We start from the raw sequence: 16,410 nt of genomic DNA on the forward strand, positions 1-16,410 counted from the left end.
TAACCATGGCAAAAGTAGATCAAAACGAAGCACTCTTTGAGCGCGCACAAAAAACTATTCCTGGAGGAGTGAACTCTCCAGTGAGAGCTTTCCGTCAAGTGGGCGGAACACCGCGTTTTGTTGCTAAAGCCAAGGGCCCTTACTTTTGGGATGCCAACGATAAGCGTTATATCGACTTAATTATGTCTTGGGGCCCAATGATTGTGGGCCACGCAAATCCAGAGGTAGTAGCTGCCGTTCAGAAGGCTGCGGAAACTAGTTTTAGTTATGGCGCACCGACTGAAGGCGAAATTGAATTAGCAGAGCGCATTTGCGCTTTGATGCCAAGCGTTGAGCAAGTGCGTATGGTGTCGAGCGGTACAGAAGCGACGATGAGTGCCTTGCGTTTGGCTCGCGGATATACCGGACGTGATTTGATTATCAAGTTTGAGGGCTGTTATCACGGTCACGCTGACAGTCTTTTGGTAAAGGCTGGTTCAGGCTTGTTGACATTTGCCGACTCTACACAAAATGCGCCATCTTCTGGCGGTGTTCCGCAGGATTTGGTGAAGCACACACTAGTATTGCCATACAACGATGTTGCGGCGATAGAAGAAGTATTTAAAAAGCAGGGCGATCAAATTGCTGCAGTCATCATCGAGCCAATCGCTGGCAATATGAATCTCATTCAACCGTCTAAAGCATTTTTGGCTGCGATTAGATCTCTGACTGCTAAGCATGGTGCTGTATTGATCTATGACGAGGTCATGACTGGTTTTAGGGTGGCCCTGGGCGGCGCTCAGTCTTTACAAGGCATTACCCCTGATCTGACTTGCTTAGGCAAGGTGATGGGCGGTGGCATGCCGATGGCCGCTTTTGGCGGTAAGAAGGAAATCATGTCCAAGCTTGCTCCCTTGGGCAATGTGTATCAGGCTGGCACGCTCTCTGGTAATCCAGTGGCTGTAGCTGCCGGTCTCAAGACTCTTGAGATTATTTCGCGAGAAGGTTTTTATGAGTGCTTAACAGGCCAAACCGAAAAGCTCATGACTGGTTTAAAAGCTGCTGCTGATAAAAACAATATCCCTTTTGCGGTAGATAGTGTGGGCGGTATGTTTGGTTTTTACTTTACCGATCACGTTCCCACTTCATTTGAGGCGGTGACTAAATCTAATATTGATGCCTTTAAGAAATTCTTCCACTTGATGTTAGATGAAGGTGTGTATTTAGCACCATCTGCATATGAGGCTGGCTTTACATCGATTGCGCATGACAACGCCGTACTCGATGAAATTATTACCGCCGCTGAGAATTCTTTTAAAAAGCTTTAAGCTTTAAAAATATAGCTTTGTAATTGCTTACATTCTGAGTGGGTGGTCATAGCCATCCACTTGAATGATGTCTGAATTCTTGTTGTCTTTATTGGATTCTGAAATCTCAAGAGCAGTCAGCTTTCCACCCCAGACGCAGCCAGTATCGAGACCAATGACATTGTGTTTGCGTAGCAAGCCCAATGTTGACCAGTGCCCAAAGTAAATTAAGGTATCAGTGGTCTTTCTATTGGGCGCCATAAACCAAGGGGTATAGCCCTTGGGGCCGTCCTCTAAACCTTCTTTACTTTCAAACTCCATTTGACCAGTCGGGCTGCAAAAGCGCATACGGGTTAATGCATTAGTGATAACGCGCAAGCGCTCATATCCCTTGAGAGATTTATTCCATTTGGTTGGGGTATTGCCATACATATTGGCTAGAAAAGTTTTGTAAGACTTACTGCGTAACGCCTTCTCTACTTCTTGAGCGCATTCAATGGTTTGTTGTAGATCCCATTGGGGTAGCACCCCTGCATGAACTGTGAGTACTTTGCCGTTACTTAATGCCATAGGGCGCTTTCGTAACCAGTCAATGAGCTCTGCACGATCGGGGGCGCTCAGGATGGGCTCAACTGTATCTAAACCTTTGGTTTTGCGAAGACCGGCATCAATCGCCAGAAGGTGTAAGTCATGATTGCCCAAGATGCACTCTGCACGACCAGATTCTTGCAAGGCTTTTAAATGTCGCAATGCGCCTAATGAATCGGGTCCGCGATTGACTAAGTCTCCCAGAAAAATCATTTTGGATTTCGCTGGAAGTTTTTTCACTAAGGCTTTTAACGAAGGTGCGCAGCCCTGGACATCACCGACGGCATAGATCTTGCTCATGCCTAATCTTAAAGCGGAAATATGCGCTTATAAGCTTTGCTAAGCGATTTTTTTCACAACGCTATAGCGCACCAAAGTCTTTTTGCGCGCTTCATCGTGATCCACTACTGGCAATGGATAATCTCTTCCTAGGGTGATGCCAGCTGCCTCTAGCTCGATATGGCCTGCCTTCCAGGGGGCATGAACTGACTTTTTGGAGAGTTTTTCTAGTTGTGGAAGGTAGCGTTTGATGAACTTGCCCTCTGAGTCAAACTTTTCTGACTGGGTAATGGGGTTAAAGATGCGGAAATAGGGTTGGGCATCACATCCGGATGAGGAGGCCCATTGCCAGCCGCCGTTATTGGAAGAAAGTTCAAAGTCATTAAGGTGTTCAGCGAAATAGGCCTCACCCCAGCGCCAATCGATTCCTAAATCTTTTGTTAAAAAACTAGCTACAACCATACGCAGGCGATTGTGCATATAACCACTTTGATTGAGTTGATGCATGGCTGCATCCACAAGTGGGTACCCAGTCTTGCCTTCGCACCAGGCAGTAAATAATTTCTTGGCAGTGGCACCACTCTCCCACGCAATATTGTCATAGTCGGGCTTGAACGATGCACCTTTAGCGAGACGCGGATGATTGGCCAGAATCATGAAATAAAAATCACGCCAGATGAGTTCGCTTAGCCAAATGGTGGCACCCATACTGCCAGCCAACATGCGACGATGGGCTTCACGTACTAAACCTCTAATCGATAGCATGCCAAAACGTAAGTGGGTGGATAGATAGCTCACACCTTTAATTGCAGGAAAGTCTCTACCAATTTGGTACTGATCAATACGAGAGAGGAAGTCTTCTAAGAAAGCTTGACCACCCTCTGAGCCAGGCGGCAAGTAGCTCTCAATGCCAGTAGGGCAAAAGCCCATGGATTCTAGAGAGGGTAATGACTGGCTTAACTTTTTGGGTATGGCAGCAAGTTGTCCCGGCTTTGGATTGCATTCGTAAGCAGCAAGATCTTTTTCTTGAAGCGTTTTAAGCCAATTATTTTTGTATGGCGTAAAGATAGAAAAGACAGTATTGGAATTGGTCAGAATTTCTTTTTTCTCGAAGATCACCTGATCTTTAAAAGTTAACAATTCAATATCTTGCTTTTCTAGTTTTGCTTTGACAGTGTCATCACGTTCGATAGCAGAAGGTTCGTAGTCGTGATTTGTAAAGACTGCATTAACGCCTAGTTCGCTAGCTATTTGAGGAATGCATTCAATGGGATTGCCAAAATAAACAATGAGTCCCCCGCCTTGTTGACACAATTGCTCGTCAATTTGTTTGATGCCCTGCCAAATGAAATCTACTCGACGATCATGCTTAAGGCCATCGACATCAAGCTCACCTTTAATCAGAGGCTTGAGAATCTCGGTGTCAAAGATAAAAGTAAGCCAAACCTGTTCACTTTCCTTGAGGGCGTGATGAAGGGCGGCATTGTCATACAGACGAAGGTCACGGCGGAGCCAAACTAGTGCTTTTTGCATGCCTCTATCTTAGGGCTTATTTGCTGACTCTGCCTGGGCTCAAGGTAATATTGTCACCATTATGGATACCCTCTTTTTTGTCTTCTCAAAATTACTACATTTTTTAATTGAACCCCTCAATTGGGTAATCGGCTTTATTTTGATTGCGCTGCTTTTCTTGGGGCTCAGAAAGCCAGAGCTCACAAAGAAATTTTTGCTATTAGCAATCATTGATTTATTGGTAGTTGGATGGCTGCCCACATCTGAGAGTCTGCTTAGGGTCCTTGAGGAAAAGGTATCTTCGACACCCATTGCTTCTTTTTCGGAAAAAGAGTTAGGTGGAATCATTATTTTGGGTGGCGCCGTTCGCAGCGGAACGGTAGGGCCAGATCGCGGAGAGGTTTCATTAGTAGCATCTGCTGAGCGGGTAACCAAGGCATTTGAGTTGATGCGTAAGTATCCAGACTTGCCTTTTATATTTACTGGTTTTTCTGATCAAATCACACCTCGTGGTGTATCTGAGGCTGATGCATTCAAGCAGCTAGTATCCGAGCAAGGGCTAGCGGATAGACCAGGTTTTTATGAAAATCAATCCAGAAATACTTATGAGAATGTAATCTTCATTAAACCCATGATGAAGGAAATTAATCAAGAGGCCCCAGGGAAGCCTTGGCTCTTAATTACTTCGGCTCGACATATGTATCGTTCATTACTGCTATTTCAGAAGCAAGGCATTGAAGTGATCCCAGTTCCCGTGGATTATCAAACTGGCAATTCTTTGAATTGGGGTAGCTTTGATCTCGAGCAGGGCGCTTTTTATTGGAATAAATTGATTCATGAGTGCATAGGACTGGGGGCTTATTGGATTACTGGAAAAATCTAGATATTCTGTAAAATGAACCCATATGACTTCGGCTAAAAAAGCACCCCCTGCTTCAGACTTAGCGTCTGCGCCAGAGTCTTCGATTTCATTTTCAGCAGACCATCTTGCCAACCAGTTTTTAATTGCCATGCCCGGTATGGTTGACCCCAACTTTGCGGGGTCTTTAATCTACCTTTTTGAGCACACCGAAAGAGGTGCAATGGGCCTAGTACTAAATCGACCAACTGAGGTCGATTTAGCAAAGCTCTTTGACAAAATTGATCTAAAGCTAGAAATTGCACCCTTGCTTGAGCAGCCCGTCTATTTCGGTGGACCTGTTCAGGTTGAGCGTGGCTTTGTATTGCATGAATCCAATCCCAATGTCTCATATAGCTCCTCTTTGGTGATCCCTGGTGGTCTCACGATGACCACATCCAAAGATGTATTGGAGGCAGTGGCTGCTGGTAGCGGCCCCCAAAAATTTTTAATGACCTTGGGTTATGCGGGTTGGGGTGCAGGTCAGCTTGAAGAAGAAATTTCATTGAATGGTTGGATCAATGTGCCTTTGTCTCGAGATCAGATGATCGACATTATTTTTAATACCCCATCAAGTCAGCGCTATCAAAGGGCAATGGGTCTTTTGGGTTTTGATCCATCCCACCTATCTGGTGAGGCTGGGCATGCCTAAAGCGCAGACTGTAATGGCTTTTGACTATGGAACGCGCCGAGTTGGGGTGGCTGTAGGTAACTCGATAAGCAAGTCTGGCCAAGCATTAAAGACTATTGCTGCTCCTAATATTGATGCAATGTTCTCTGAGTTGGGCGCGCTTCTTCAGGAGTGGGGTCCTGACCAATTGGTTGTCGGTTTACCTAAGCATCCTGATGGTACAGAGCATGAAATGACTGCTAAGGCTAAGCGGTTTGGCAACCAGCTGTATGGACGCTTTCATTTGCCTGTGCAATGGATTGATGAGCGCTATTCATCAGCGGTTTTAGAGGGGGATCCCAAGATGCACGACAATCTAGATGCGCATTCTGCCGTTTTGATTTTGGAGCAGTATTTTTCAGAATTAAATGCTGGACCCCTGAGTTGATGGTGGGATGCAAGTAAGTATTGGACTAAAGAATGAATGCTGAACATTTATACGAAAAATTGCTAGAAAATCTGCGCAAAAGATTGCAGCATGGCTCTTTTGAGCTTGCCGGTCTCGCCATGGGTGGCGCGTGGATTGCAGAGAGATTGGCGCGAGATTTAGGATTGGCGCACTACGGCGTCATTAATGTCGCCTTTCATCGCGATGATTATGCCGAGAAGGGAATGACGGCTTTGCGTACAGCGAGCACGATGTCTACGCAGCTACCATTCGATGTCAATAATGCCAATGTGATTTTGATTGATGATGTTTTGTTAACCGGCAGAACCGTCAGAGCGGCCTTAAATGAATTATTTGATTTTGGTCGCCCAGCGCAAGTGGAATTAATGGTCTTGGCTGATCGCGGTATGCGTGAATTGCCGATCAGTGCAAATTTTGTTGGAGAAAGCATAGAAGTGCCCGAGCAAAAAATATTGGTATTAGAAAAAGATGCGGCTGGTAAATTTAGTTTTCAGCTTGAGGAGCGTGAGCAATGAGCTCAGTGAATAGCGAAGTAAATCAATTTAATGCGGCCGGTGAATTAACCCATCTGTTGACCCTTGAAGGCCTCCCAAAAGAGCAAATCATCCATATTTTAGATACGGCCAAACAGTTTGTGAGCGTTACGGATCCTTCGCGCGAGGTGAAAAAAGTTCCCTTGCTCAGGGGAAAAAGTGTTTTTAATCTTTTCTTTGAAAACTCTACCCGTACTAGAACGACCTTCGAGATTGCGGCCAAGCGTTTGTCAGCAGATGTCATTAATTTAGATATCTCCACTTCGTCTACAGCTAAGGGCGAGAGTCTTTTAGATACGATTGATAATTTAGTCGCGATGCAGGCTGATATTTTCGTGGTACGTCATGGTGTCTCAAAGGCACCAATTGAAATTGCTAATCATGTGCCTTCGCATGTTCACGTTGTTAATGCAGGCGATGGTAGCCATCAGCATCCTACTCAGGGTTTGCTGGACATGTATACGATGCGACACTTTAAGCAGAATTTCAAAGGTTTAAAAGTGGCGATTGTTGGCGATATTGTTCATAGTCGCGTTGCTAAATCGAATATTCATGCACTCACTACTTTAGGTTGCGAAGATATTCGCGCCATTGGACCTGAGAGTTTATTGCCAAGCAATTTAGATATGCTCGGAGTGAAAGTCTTTCATACGATGGAAGAAGGCTTGAGGGATGTGGATGTAGTCATGACGCTACGGATTCAAAAAGAGCGAATGGAGGCTGGTCAGGTTCCCGAGGGAGATGCATTCTTCAAGCAATATGGTTTGACTCCAAACCGCCTTGCGCTAGCTAAATCAGATGCGATTGTGATGCATCCAGGCCCCATGAATCGTGGGGTAGAGATTGATTCGGTAGTGGCTGATGGTCCACAATCGGTCATCCTGAATCAAGTTACTTTTGGAATTGCTGTGCGTATGGCAGTGATGTCCATTGTGGCTGGTAACTAATCACTAATATTGAGTGCAATGTCGGCAAATAAATTAACTCAGAATCGTTGGTTAATTTTGTCGCATGGCTTCAATATGGATGGGCGAGCATCCAGCCAAACAATTACCGATAAGATTCCTTATCTTTTAGACAATAAGATTCAGCCCGTTGTTTTTAGTGCCATCACCGGAATAAAAGATCAGCGTTTTCCCCATCGTCAATTTTTGGCCTGGGGCCCTGCAGCATTTCGTTTTGACTTCCGTCATTGGATTGCAAATCAGTATGGCCGTGGTTTTATCTATAAATTCTTAACTAGAACCGTTTCGGTGTTATTGGCGCCATTGATTGGCCTAGAGAAACTGTTTTTAGGATACTCAAGCCAATGGTCTTGGGCTATGCCAGCATTTATTCATGGCTATCGATTGATTCGTGCGGGCAAGGTTGATGTTGTGTATTCCACAGGCGGCGCTTGGTCTGCACATTTAGCGGGTTTATGGTTAAAGAAAGTTACCGGAATTCCATGGATTGTGGAAATTCATGATCCTTTAGTGATCCGTAAAAGCCCGATGGATGAAGGCTTTGAGCAACCTAAGAATAGAGATGCTCGTTTTCGACATTATTTAGAAAAGCAAATTATTCGGTATGCTGATTTTGCATGGTGGTTTACTAATGGCGCAGTCCACTATGCAAAGGCAAGAAATCCAAATTTGAATACTTCTGGAAATGCCCATGGCTTTATGGTGCTTCCTGGCGCTGAGCCTCCTGGAGGTCTGAGTGCAGCTAAACAACATCTCTATGGCGATACTTTAAATTTATCTCACTCAGGATCTTTAGCTAAGGATCGCTCACTTTCGACGATCTTAAATGCGCTAGAGGGATTATTTAAAAAATACCCTGATGCCAGAGAGCATATTCGTGTGCATGCTTACGGCGCAGCTTTGGACTCATTAACTGTGGAGGCTATCTCGCGTCTGAGCTATCAAGACGTGTTAATAGCTCATGGCCGTTTAGAAAAAGATCCTGCGACGGGTAAGTCTGGTCGCGAGAGGGTGGTTGAAAAAATGCAAGAAGCGGATGTGTTGATTTTGCTTCACGGTAATGATGAGTGGTGTGCTGAATACATCCCTTCGAAGTTCTATGAGTATCTCTGGACCGGTCGCCCGATTTGGGGAATTACCCACCGTAATCCTCAATTAGATGAAATGCTCTCGGAACGGGGCGCTTACTTAAGCCAAGAGGGCAATGTTGAAGGTATTGGCATGGCGCTTGAAAGAATTTGGTTAGACTGGCGGGAGCGCAGACTAATTGAGCCAAAATGGTTGCCCTTGGGGGTCGATCAAGCGGTTGAACAGATTCTGACTGAGATTAAATATAAACAGGAAGCCCATTGAAAGACTTTGTTCTCTATTGCAAGTCCTATCGCAATGACTTTCTGCGTCTAAAAAGACTGCTCGCATCCGTTGAGAAATTGAATGTAGATCGCTTGCCGTTTTATATTTCTACCCCAAAGGAAGATAAAGCAGCACTAGTAGAGATATTGGGCGATGCTGGCGATTATCTATGGGTTGCTGATGAAGATATCGTTCGCGCTAATCCGCGAGCCTCCTTTGAGAAGTATCTGTCTATGCCGGGCGGCCTATCGCAAGCTATTGTGAAATCAGAATTCTGGCGTCTCGGACTTGCTGAAAATTATTTATGTCTTGATTCAGACTGTGTCTTTATTCGCCCCTTTAAGCGTTCTGACTTTATGGGTGGTGATGGAGTCCCTTTTACGGTGCTTCACCAAAATAAAGAATATTTCCAGCTTGCTCAAAATCGCGGCGAGAGTAAGGTTGAGGAAAATTTACGTGCTGAAGCCCAGAGAGTTCAAGCTATATTTGGAAGGGTGGGCCCTGAGTTTTATTGTGCGCCCGCACCTTTTATTTGGTCTGCCAAGGTTTGGCAGTCTCTAGATCAAGAGTATTTGCAGCCAAACGGAATGAGTCTTTGGGATCTCGTAACGCCAGAATACCCAGAGACATTGATTTATGGAGAGGCTTTGCTTAAGTACAGAGCCATTCCATTGCTTGCAATTGAGCCACTCTTTAGGGTCTATCACTATGATTGGCAGTATTACGTGCTCAAGCGGCTTGGGGAGACAGAAGAGAAGCTCAAGTCTAATTATCTTGGCATTCTCTATCAGTCTAACTGGGAGTCTGATCTCAATTTAGGTGGTGGCAAATCACTTCCATCAAGATTGCTCAAGAGCGCAAAAAGATTCTTACGTTATTTGCAAAGTTATCTCTGATGTTAGATATTCAAGGTTTAGTCATTTCTTTAGCTGGGTCGGATGCGCGCCAACAAAAGGTACGAGCAGAGCTGGGCAAAACCAATTTACAGTGGCGCTTTTTGGATGCTGTGAGAGGTTCCGCTTTAACAAGCGTTCCTAAGGAGTATCAGCCTGAAAAAGTAAAGCGATTGTTAGGATTTGAGCTAACACCTAATGAGCTTGGTTGCTTCTTATCGCATAAAAAAGCATGGCAAGACTGCGTCGATAAAAATATCTCAACGATTATTTTTGAGGATGACTTTTGTCTGTTGCCACATTTTGAGAAAGCTATTCATTTCTTAATGAATGAATCTACTGGCTGGAATGCAGTTAGGCTGCAGGGTTTAAGTGATGTTCCGCAAGAGCAAATTCAGAGTAATGGAGAATTTTCTTTAGTCAGAAATATAGGTGATGCAGTAGGCGCCACCGCTTATTTGTTGAGGCCGAGTGCTGCGCAGGTACTGATTGATGCAGCTTCCGATATCTATGAGCCTTTGGACCACTTCTTAGAGCATCGTCAAAAGCATCATCTGGAATTTTTGGCAATCAGTCCTTATCCGGTGGACATCACTGGTGTAGAGACAACCATTGCAGATAGACCGGGAAGGCTTCCTATAAGGGGCTGGGAGAAGACAAAGCGTTCTGCTATGAGGGCTCTAGATCGTTGGTTTTCAAAGAACCCCTGGTTTCCCAAGTAAGGTAAATCTAGCAAATTTATAGATATAGCTTTTTCTGTAAGTTGCGCAACTTACGCTCAAAGCGGTATTTTTGAATCACCATTCGATCGAGCGGTGAAATCTCAATTTCATTCAGATTTTTCCCTTGAATAAAGACATCATTAAACTGCTTCATGATGACTTTGGCAGAGAAATTCTTGGAGTAGGCATCCCAATTTTTTTGGCTCTGTGTCTTGCGGTCAAAGTTTTGAAAGATGTCAGCTAAATCTTTCTTGCCCTTATAGAGAATCGCTTTATCACCCAATATCTCAATATGACTGCGTTGCGGTGAGAGTGCATAGGTGATAACAGGTTTGCCCTTGATGGAAAACTCGCCGCAGGCTAAGCCAAAGCTCTCTCCGATACCACGGGCATGTAGCATGCCATCGCATGTATTAATAAATTTCACCTTGTAATCGAGATCTGAGTTCCCAGGCAGAAAGAGAAGTCTTTCGTGCTGGGCAAAAGGATCCATATTCATAAACAAGAAATAGAGATCAGTGCGCTTTTGTACTGCAGCCAAAACCGCTTCCTTAACAAAATCAAGGTTGAAGCTATCCGAGCCCCCATACCAACCCAATACTGTTGCTGTTTCCGGTATGCCCAGCTTAGAACGAAGGTCGCCAGCGACTTCCGGCAATTCAATCATGTGGGGCACAAAAGGAATTTTATTATTTGAGTATTCCTTCGAGAGCCATTGGGAGACAAAAGCATATTTATCTCCGTGAAACTCTTCGGGTTTGGTGGGAAAAACTGCATGAATTAATGCGGGCGAACTTTCACAAATAGCATCATCACGCTCCCCTGACTTAATGAAATAAGTTAAATCAATTTTTTCTTGTTCAATGAGGCGATTAAGCTCAGCTTGTCCATCATAGGGGCACAATTTAAATTGCTTGGAAAATTTCTCCAATACAGATTGATTGGCTGGGTTGCTCTTGCGATAAAAGATGACCGACTCATTGCCAAGTAACTGTTGGTTATTGTGCGCATAATCGTAAAGTGCAATTTCTGTACCGCGTAGCGATAGCCCATTGGTATGGAAGCCCAGTTTCATTGATTATGTCGTTGCGTCTTCAAGGATGCGTTTTACAAAATCCCTAAATGGGAGAATGCTGGGAGCCTTCAGAAGCAAGGCTTGAGCGGTATAGCTCTGCAGGGCTTGGGGCGAGTGAATGATTTCGGCAAGCGGCTCGTAATTGCACCATGTCATTGGCGCTAAATTGATAAAGGCCTGCGGATTAAAGTCCACCCTTACGTTTTCATCAGTCCAAGTAATGGGTAAGCAGTCAGCAAAAAATGCCTCAGGAATTTTCTCAGTGTAATAGCCGGGGTACATGCCATTTTCAGGGCAAAGATTAAAACCAAATTCTTGCAATAGTTCTTGCTTCAAAAATCCGCTGAGGTGGTGGTTCTCAATCGTTTTATCAAAGTGAGCACCAAACCCGGTAACCGGCATCACTTTTTGTACAGCCTCAAATAATGTTTTGCGCGGCTCTCGAATGTGTGAGCTTAAAAAGGCAGCGGCTTGTTTTTTCTCAAGAAAGCGATTGCCTAATGGCTGCATCAGACGCTCTATGCTCATCAGCTTGCCGTAACGCGGATTTTGGTTGCCAGCAATGCCTTCATGAGACCAGTCAATCATTTCCATCCAGTAGGGGAGGCGAAAGTGCTGCTCAGAAGAAATATTTAAGTCAAAGGAGATGCTGTATTCGGCTGGAACAGTGTCATGTCGCAAGTTTTCTGCGCTATGGAAAACCCTGAGCGGTGAGTTAGCTCTAGAGGGGGTCAAATTCAGGATTGAATTTACTGTAGGACGTAGTGGTTTAGGGCACCACTTGAGTTTCTTGGAATCGGGCTTGGTAAAAGGCCCCAATATGAGTAAATCAGCCTGATTTGGCTTGACCCAATCTAGCTGATATCCAAGGCTTTGAGCGATAATTGGTAGCAAGCCCTGTGAATAGTCGCTTGGGCAGCCAGCAGTTGAAATTCGTACACTTCTCATACCTTAATACTAATTTATTTTTATGTCTGAGCAATCGATTCCTTACTCAGTAGTGATCACCACCTTTGATAAGCGTTTCGATGCCTATTTAGTACCTTTGCTTGCCCAGATTAAGGCGCAGCGTCCAGATATTGAAGTCATCGTTGTTATTAATGGCCCTGCAAAGGGAGCTTTTGATGAGGTATATCGTTCGAGCATTCTGACTTATCTGTCGCGATTCCCAAAAGTGTTTCCGACCATGTTCCCCAGATTTCAGTCGTTGGCCAAATTATGGAATCGAGGCGCATTAACGGCGAGCCATGATCGCGCACTTATTTTGAATGATGATCTTGAGCTTAAATCAGAAAATGGCGTCTGCTTTTTTGATCACCTCGAAGCGGCAATGTTGACTCATGCCGGCACATTCAAGATCAACGGCAGTTTTTCTCACTTCATCGCAGATAAGCGTGAATTGATTGAAGTTGGATTCTTTGATGAGCGCCTTTTGGGTCTCGGAGAAGAGGATGGAGACTTCTATTGGCGTTTCTACAAAAAGTATAAAAAAGAAATTCCTAGTGCCGATATGGGGTTGATAGATAACGTTCAGTCTGACTTAGCGGATGATGGATACACCAAGGGTATTAGAACTGCATCCAAATTTAATCGCGAGTTTATTCAAAACCAAAAATATAAAACGACTTTATTAGGTGGTTACCGAGGTATGTTTGATAAGAAGGTCAACCAGATTCTTGAGGATGAGAAGCAGTATCCCTATGAATCGTTTTACTTAGACAATAAAGACAAGCTGTAAATCTATGGTGCCAGGGTTCGATCAAGATAAGACATTTAGCTATTGCTCATATGCTTGCTTAGTATCCGTGGTTGGCCTGCTGACAATCTGGGTCCTGCCAAATACGATTGCATTGCGCCATGTATTGCTGGGGGTTGGTGTGATTGCTTCCATCCCTATTATTAAAAAGAGTCATTTCTTTTGTAGACAATCAATCTGGGAGCTTTTGCCTCTCTTGCTCTTAGGTTCACTATTTGCATGGGTATTAATTCACCTAAGCTTCTTCTCGCTAAATTTTGATCTGGAGTTCAAAGAGGTGAAGACGCTTTGGGCTAGAGCAATTTTGGGGGCGATATTGGCAATTGGTTTGAGCATTGCTTTGCAAAAGAATGCCAAACTGCGACCTTACTTTTTTGTAGCCTTATTTATCGTTTCACTGATTAATATTGGTGCGTACTTTTATATGTCGGCCATTTCGCCAGAGGGCACCTTCATTAGCTTCTTTAATTTTGTTGATAGATTTGTATTTAAGAAAATTGAAGCTGCTTACTTTGGGGTGTTAGCCATCTCAGTCGCTTGCGGAAATATCGTTTACTTATTGGGTACACCATCCTCAAAACAGAGGGCTAAGGCGATCACCTGGTGGATTGTAGGAATAGCAATTGCTTTAATTGCATCGATTATTAACATCACTAAAAACGGCATAGGCGGTGGGGTTGGCCTCTGTGTTTTATTGGTTCTAACGTGTATGGCACGAAGCTTTTTTCAAGGCTCACGTTCTGCGTTGAAGGTAGCGATGTCCCTTGGTTTGGTCGGTGCAATTTTGCTAGGTGGCTGGCAAATGAATCGATTATTTGCTTCACCAGGCTGGGATAACTTTATTGACGACGTGAAATTCTCCTCTCAAATAGATACCCATTCTGGATGGAGAAAAAATAATCCAGAGTCTTTCCCTATAAAAAGTAATGGCCAGATGGTCTCAGGTAATGTCTACGAGCGCATGTCTTGGGCCACAGCTGGGGTCAGATTGATTAAAGCCTACCCATTGGGCTATGGTTCTATTAATGCTTCTTTTGTTGGCATGCTCAATCACGCTCAAGTGGAGCAGGAGCTAGAGAGTCAGTCTCATAGTGGTTGGATCGATTTTGGATTGGCATTTGGTGTGCCTGGCCTACTCCTTCTGCTGGCCACTTTTTTGTCCATACTGTGGTTTGGCCTAAAGCACAGTGGTCAGTTTGGATTAATTGGCGCGTGGCTGGCGATTGGTTTGATGCCATTTGGCTTATTTTCCGAAATTAATTACAAACATAACTTTGAAATACTGATATTTTTTATCGCATTTGCAGCTGCTTCTGCGGTAGGTATTAAGGGTATAAAATTTCAAACTAAATAAGTTAAAAATAGCGGATTAACAAATGATTCTAGTAACTGGTGGTGCAGGCTTTATTGGTGGTAACTTTGTATTGGATTGGCTTGCTAATCCTGATGCCGAAGGGATAGTGAACTTAGACAAGTTAACGTATGCCGGTAATTTAGCAACATTAAGTTCGCTGGAGAAAGATTCGCGCCATGTATTTGTGCACGGTGATATTGGCGATAAAGAATTGGTGACGAAGCTATTAAAGCAATACCAACCACGCGCAATCGTCAATTTTGCAGCTGAGAGCCATGTTGATCGCTCCATTCATGGACCTGCCGAATTTGTACAAACTAATATTGTCGGCACATTTAATTTGCTCGAGTGTGCACGCGAGTATTGGAATGGTCTTGATGCTGCTGCTAAAGAACTATTCCGTTTTCATCATGTATCAACCGATGAGGTGTACGGTTCTTTGTCTGCAACAGATCCCGCATTTACCGAAACCAATTCCTATGAGCCAAATAGTCCTTACTCTGCATCTAAAGCAGCTTCAGACCACTTGGTGCGCGCTTGGTTTCATACATATGGCTTCCCGGTCGTAACAACAAATTGCTCTAATAACTATGGTCCGTATCACTTCCCGGAGAAGTTAATTCCTTTGGTGATATTGAATGCCTTAAATGGCAAACCATTACCTATTTATGGCGATGGCCAGCAAGTGCGTGATTGGCTGTACGTTGGTGATCATTGCTCTGCAATTCGAGAAGTGTTGGCTGAAGGCAAATTGGGCGAGACTTACAACATTGGAGGCTGGAATGAAAAAGCCAATATTGATGTGGTGAAGACCATCTGCTCTATTTTGGATGATCTCAAGCCTCGGGTAGACGGTAAGTCCTACGTAGAACAAATTACTTTTGTAAAAGATCGTCCAGGCCACGATCGTCGCTATGCGATTGATGCTAGCAAGGTTGAGCGTGAGCTGGGTTGGCGTCCTGCCGAAACTTTTGATACAGGTATTCGCAAGACGGTGCAGTGGTATTTGGATAATCCAACATGGATTGAGGGTGTTGTAAGCGGGTCTTATAGGGACTGGCTTAATAAGCAGTACAACTAATAGGTTGTTCAAGCACTTATGAATATTTTGATTTTTGGTAAGGATGGGCAACTAGGAAAAGCTTTCAAAAGTCTTTTTGATGTCGCAGCACTTCCTAAGGGCACGAGTATTCAGTATGTAGGGCGCGCTGAATGTGATTTAAGTGATGGCGATGCATTGAATGCCTTGCTTGCTAATGCAAGTCCAGATCTCATTATTAATGCCTCGGCCTATACCGCTGTTGATAAGGCCGAAACCGATTTGGATATGGCTTATGCAATCAATGCGCGTGCACCAGAGTTGATGGCGCTATGTGCCGCCAAAGAAAGCGCCACCTTTTTGCACTATTCCACGGATTATGTCTTTGATGGCAGCAAAGATGGTTGGTATGTTGAAGGCGATGTTCGCAATCCATTGGGCGCCTATGGTAAGAGTAAAGCGGCTGGCGAAATTGCGATAGAACAAGCATTTATAAATTCAGATAAAAATATACCTCAGGGTCGGTTTGCAGTTTTCCGTACAAGCTGGGTGTATGGGGATGGCGGTAATTTCATTCGCACAATGTTGCGTTTAGCAAAAGACCGCGAAGAGTTAAAAGTCATTCATGATCAGTATGGTGCTCCGACGAGTGCGGAATGGCTTGCGGAGGTGAGCCTCGGTTTGGCACTCAATTCTGATTTTGAGCTCAAGCCGTTTCAATCGGGCATTTATCACGCCGTACCGGCAGGTGAAACTACTTGGTATGGTTTAGCCTCTTTTGCGATTAAAGCCGCTCTAGATGCCGGCATTGATCTCAAGGCCAAGCCAGGAGCTATCAAGCCGATTTTGGCGGTTGAATACCCTTTGCCAGCGCCTAGGCCTATGAATTCCCGCATGGACAGCGCTAAATTGCGTACCGCTCTTCAAGATGGTGCTTCAGAAGCTTCAAACTCTTATAATGAACCCCAAAATGTGCCGATTTTCCCTGCTTGGGACGGCATGGTTCAACAATATGTATCCAAGCTGGTCAAAGAAGGTTTGATTTAAATGCCTCTTCACCCCTTGAGATGCTGAAATA

The 16,410-nt window shown here is 44.4% G+C and carries 17 protein-coding genes; 13 read left to right on the forward strand and 4 right to left on the reverse strand.

The genetic code is table 11. The annotated features are described in order from the left end of the window. The first annotated feature begins 5 nt into the window (after positions 1-5). Positions 6-1,307, forward strand: a complete 1,302-nt coding sequence (gene hemL, locus ICN10_RS05855) for a glutamate-1-semialdehyde 2,1-aminomutase (protein ID WP_216213612.1) — start codon at positions 6-8, stop codon at positions 1,305-1,307. Positions 1,308-1,334: 27 nt separating this feature from the next. Here hemL and ICN10_RS05860 read toward each other — a convergent pair whose 3' ends face one another. Both ICN10_RS05860 and ICN10_RS05865 read right to left on the reverse strand, forming a co-directional pair. After that, a complete protein-coding gene (locus ICN10_RS05860; RefSeq protein WP_216213615.1) occupies positions 1,335-2,174 on the reverse strand; it encodes a symmetrical bis(5'-nucleosyl)-tetraphosphatase in 840 nt (279 codons plus the stop codon). 39 nt (positions 2,175-2,213) lie between these two features. Continuing rightward, on the reverse strand, positions 2,214-3,686 hold the full coding sequence (locus ICN10_RS05865; RefSeq protein ID WP_216213619.1) for a deoxyribodipyrimidine photo-lyase: 1,473 nt from the start codon (positions 3,684-3,686) through the stop codon (positions 2,214-2,216). A 61-nt stretch (positions 3,687-3,747) separates the two neighbouring features. Here ICN10_RS05865 and ICN10_RS05870 point away from each other — a divergent pair, with 61 nt between their 5' ends. The 8 genes from ICN10_RS05870 (at position 3,748) to ICN10_RS05905 (ending at position 10,108) form a co-directional block, all read left to right on the forward strand. Then, positions 3,748-4,548: a YdcF family protein gene (locus ICN10_RS05870; RefSeq protein WP_216213621.1), complete on the forward strand. Its 801-nt coding sequence runs from the start codon at positions 3,748-3,750 to the stop codon at positions 4,546-4,548. Between the two features lie 82 nt (positions 4,549-4,630). After that, positions 4,631-5,215 carry a YqgE/AlgH family protein gene (locus ICN10_RS05875; protein WP_216215213.1) on the forward strand — a complete coding sequence of 195 codons (585 nt, stop codon included), beginning with the start codon at positions 4,631-4,633 and terminating at the stop codon, positions 5,213-5,215. Then, the gene (gene ruvX / locus ICN10_RS05880) at positions 5,208-5,621 is read left to right on the forward strand and encodes a Holliday junction resolvase RuvX (RefSeq protein ID WP_216213625.1); all 414 of its coding nucleotides are present in this window, start codon (positions 5,208-5,210) and stop codon (positions 5,619-5,621) included. Before ICN10_RS05875 ends, ruvX begins: the two co-directional genes overlap by 8 nt. Before the next feature lie 32 nt (positions 5,622-5,653). Next, positions 5,654-6,157: a bifunctional pyr operon transcriptional regulator/uracil phosphoribosyltransferase PyrR gene (gene pyrR, locus ICN10_RS05885; protein ID WP_216213628.1), complete on the forward strand. Its 504-nt coding sequence runs from the start codon at positions 5,654-5,656 to the stop codon at positions 6,155-6,157. Next, on the forward strand, positions 6,154-7,122 hold the full coding sequence (locus ICN10_RS05890; protein WP_216213633.1) for an aspartate carbamoyltransferase catalytic subunit: 969 nt from the start codon (positions 6,154-6,156) through the stop codon (positions 7,120-7,122). The genes pyrR and ICN10_RS05890 overlap by 4 nt, the downstream gene beginning before the upstream one ends. Positions 7,123-7,140: 18 nt before the next feature. Continuing rightward, positions 7,141-8,493 (forward strand): glycosyltransferase, encoded by a 1,353-nt coding sequence (locus ICN10_RS05895; protein ID WP_216213636.1) that lies wholly within the window; start codon positions 7,141-7,143, stop codon positions 8,491-8,493. Continuing rightward, positions 8,490-9,389, forward strand: coding sequence for a DUF6492 family protein (locus ICN10_RS05900; protein WP_216213638.1), 900 nt, complete (start codon positions 8,490-8,492; stop codon positions 9,387-9,389). Before ICN10_RS05895 ends, ICN10_RS05900 begins: the two co-directional genes overlap by 4 nt. After that, positions 9,389-10,108 (forward strand): glycosyltransferase family 25 protein, encoded by a 720-nt coding sequence (locus ICN10_RS05905; protein ID WP_216213640.1) that lies wholly within the window; start codon positions 9,389-9,391, stop codon positions 10,106-10,108. The genes ICN10_RS05900 and ICN10_RS05905 overlap by 1 nt, the downstream gene beginning before the upstream one ends. 16 nt (positions 10,109-10,124) lie before the next feature. Here ICN10_RS05905 and ICN10_RS05910 read toward each other — a convergent pair whose 3' ends face one another. Together ICN10_RS05910 and ICN10_RS05915 are read right to left on the reverse strand one after the other, a co-directional pair. Next, positions 10,125-11,183: a hypothetical protein gene (locus ICN10_RS05910; RefSeq protein WP_216213643.1), complete on the reverse strand. Its 1,059-nt coding sequence runs from the start codon at positions 11,181-11,183 to the stop codon at positions 10,125-10,127. Between the two features lie 3 nt (positions 11,184-11,186). Further along, positions 11,187-12,131 carry a glycosyltransferase family 10 domain-containing protein gene (locus ICN10_RS05915; RefSeq protein ID WP_216213646.1) on the reverse strand — a complete coding sequence of 315 codons (945 nt, stop codon included), beginning with the start codon at positions 12,129-12,131 and terminating at the stop codon, positions 11,187-11,189. A gap of 22 nt (positions 12,132-12,153) precedes the next feature. Here ICN10_RS05915 and ICN10_RS05920 point away from each other — a divergent pair, with 22 nt between their 5' ends. The 4 genes from ICN10_RS05920 to rfbD are packed head-to-tail and all read left to right on the forward strand — an operon-like array spanning position 12,154 to position 16,379. Further along, the gene (locus ICN10_RS05920; RefSeq protein WP_216213649.1) at positions 12,154-12,921 is read left to right on the forward strand and encodes a glycosyltransferase family 2 protein; all 768 of its coding nucleotides are present in this window, start codon (positions 12,154-12,156) and stop codon (positions 12,919-12,921) included. 4 nt (positions 12,922-12,925) lie between these two features. Further along, positions 12,926-14,293, forward strand: a complete 1,368-nt coding sequence (locus tag ICN10_RS05925; RefSeq protein WP_216213651.1) for an O-antigen ligase family protein — start codon at positions 12,926-12,928, stop codon at positions 14,291-14,293. Between the two features lie 22 nt (positions 14,294-14,315). Next, positions 14,316-15,374, forward strand: a complete 1,059-nt coding sequence (gene rfbB, locus ICN10_RS05930; RefSeq protein ID WP_216213654.1) for a dTDP-glucose 4,6-dehydratase — start codon at positions 14,316-14,318, stop codon at positions 15,372-15,374. A gap of 18 nt (positions 15,375-15,392) precedes the next feature. Beyond that, positions 15,393-16,379, forward strand: a complete 987-nt coding sequence (rfbD, locus tag ICN10_RS05935) for a dTDP-4-dehydrorhamnose reductase (RefSeq protein WP_216213657.1) — start codon at positions 15,393-15,395, stop codon at positions 16,377-16,379. Positions 16,380-16,410: the final 31 nt, after the last annotated feature.

Source organism: Polynucleobacter sp. 86C-FISCH (genome assembly GCF_018882415.1).
Classification (GTDB): Bacteria; Pseudomonadota; Gammaproteobacteria; order Burkholderiales; family Burkholderiaceae; genus Polynucleobacter.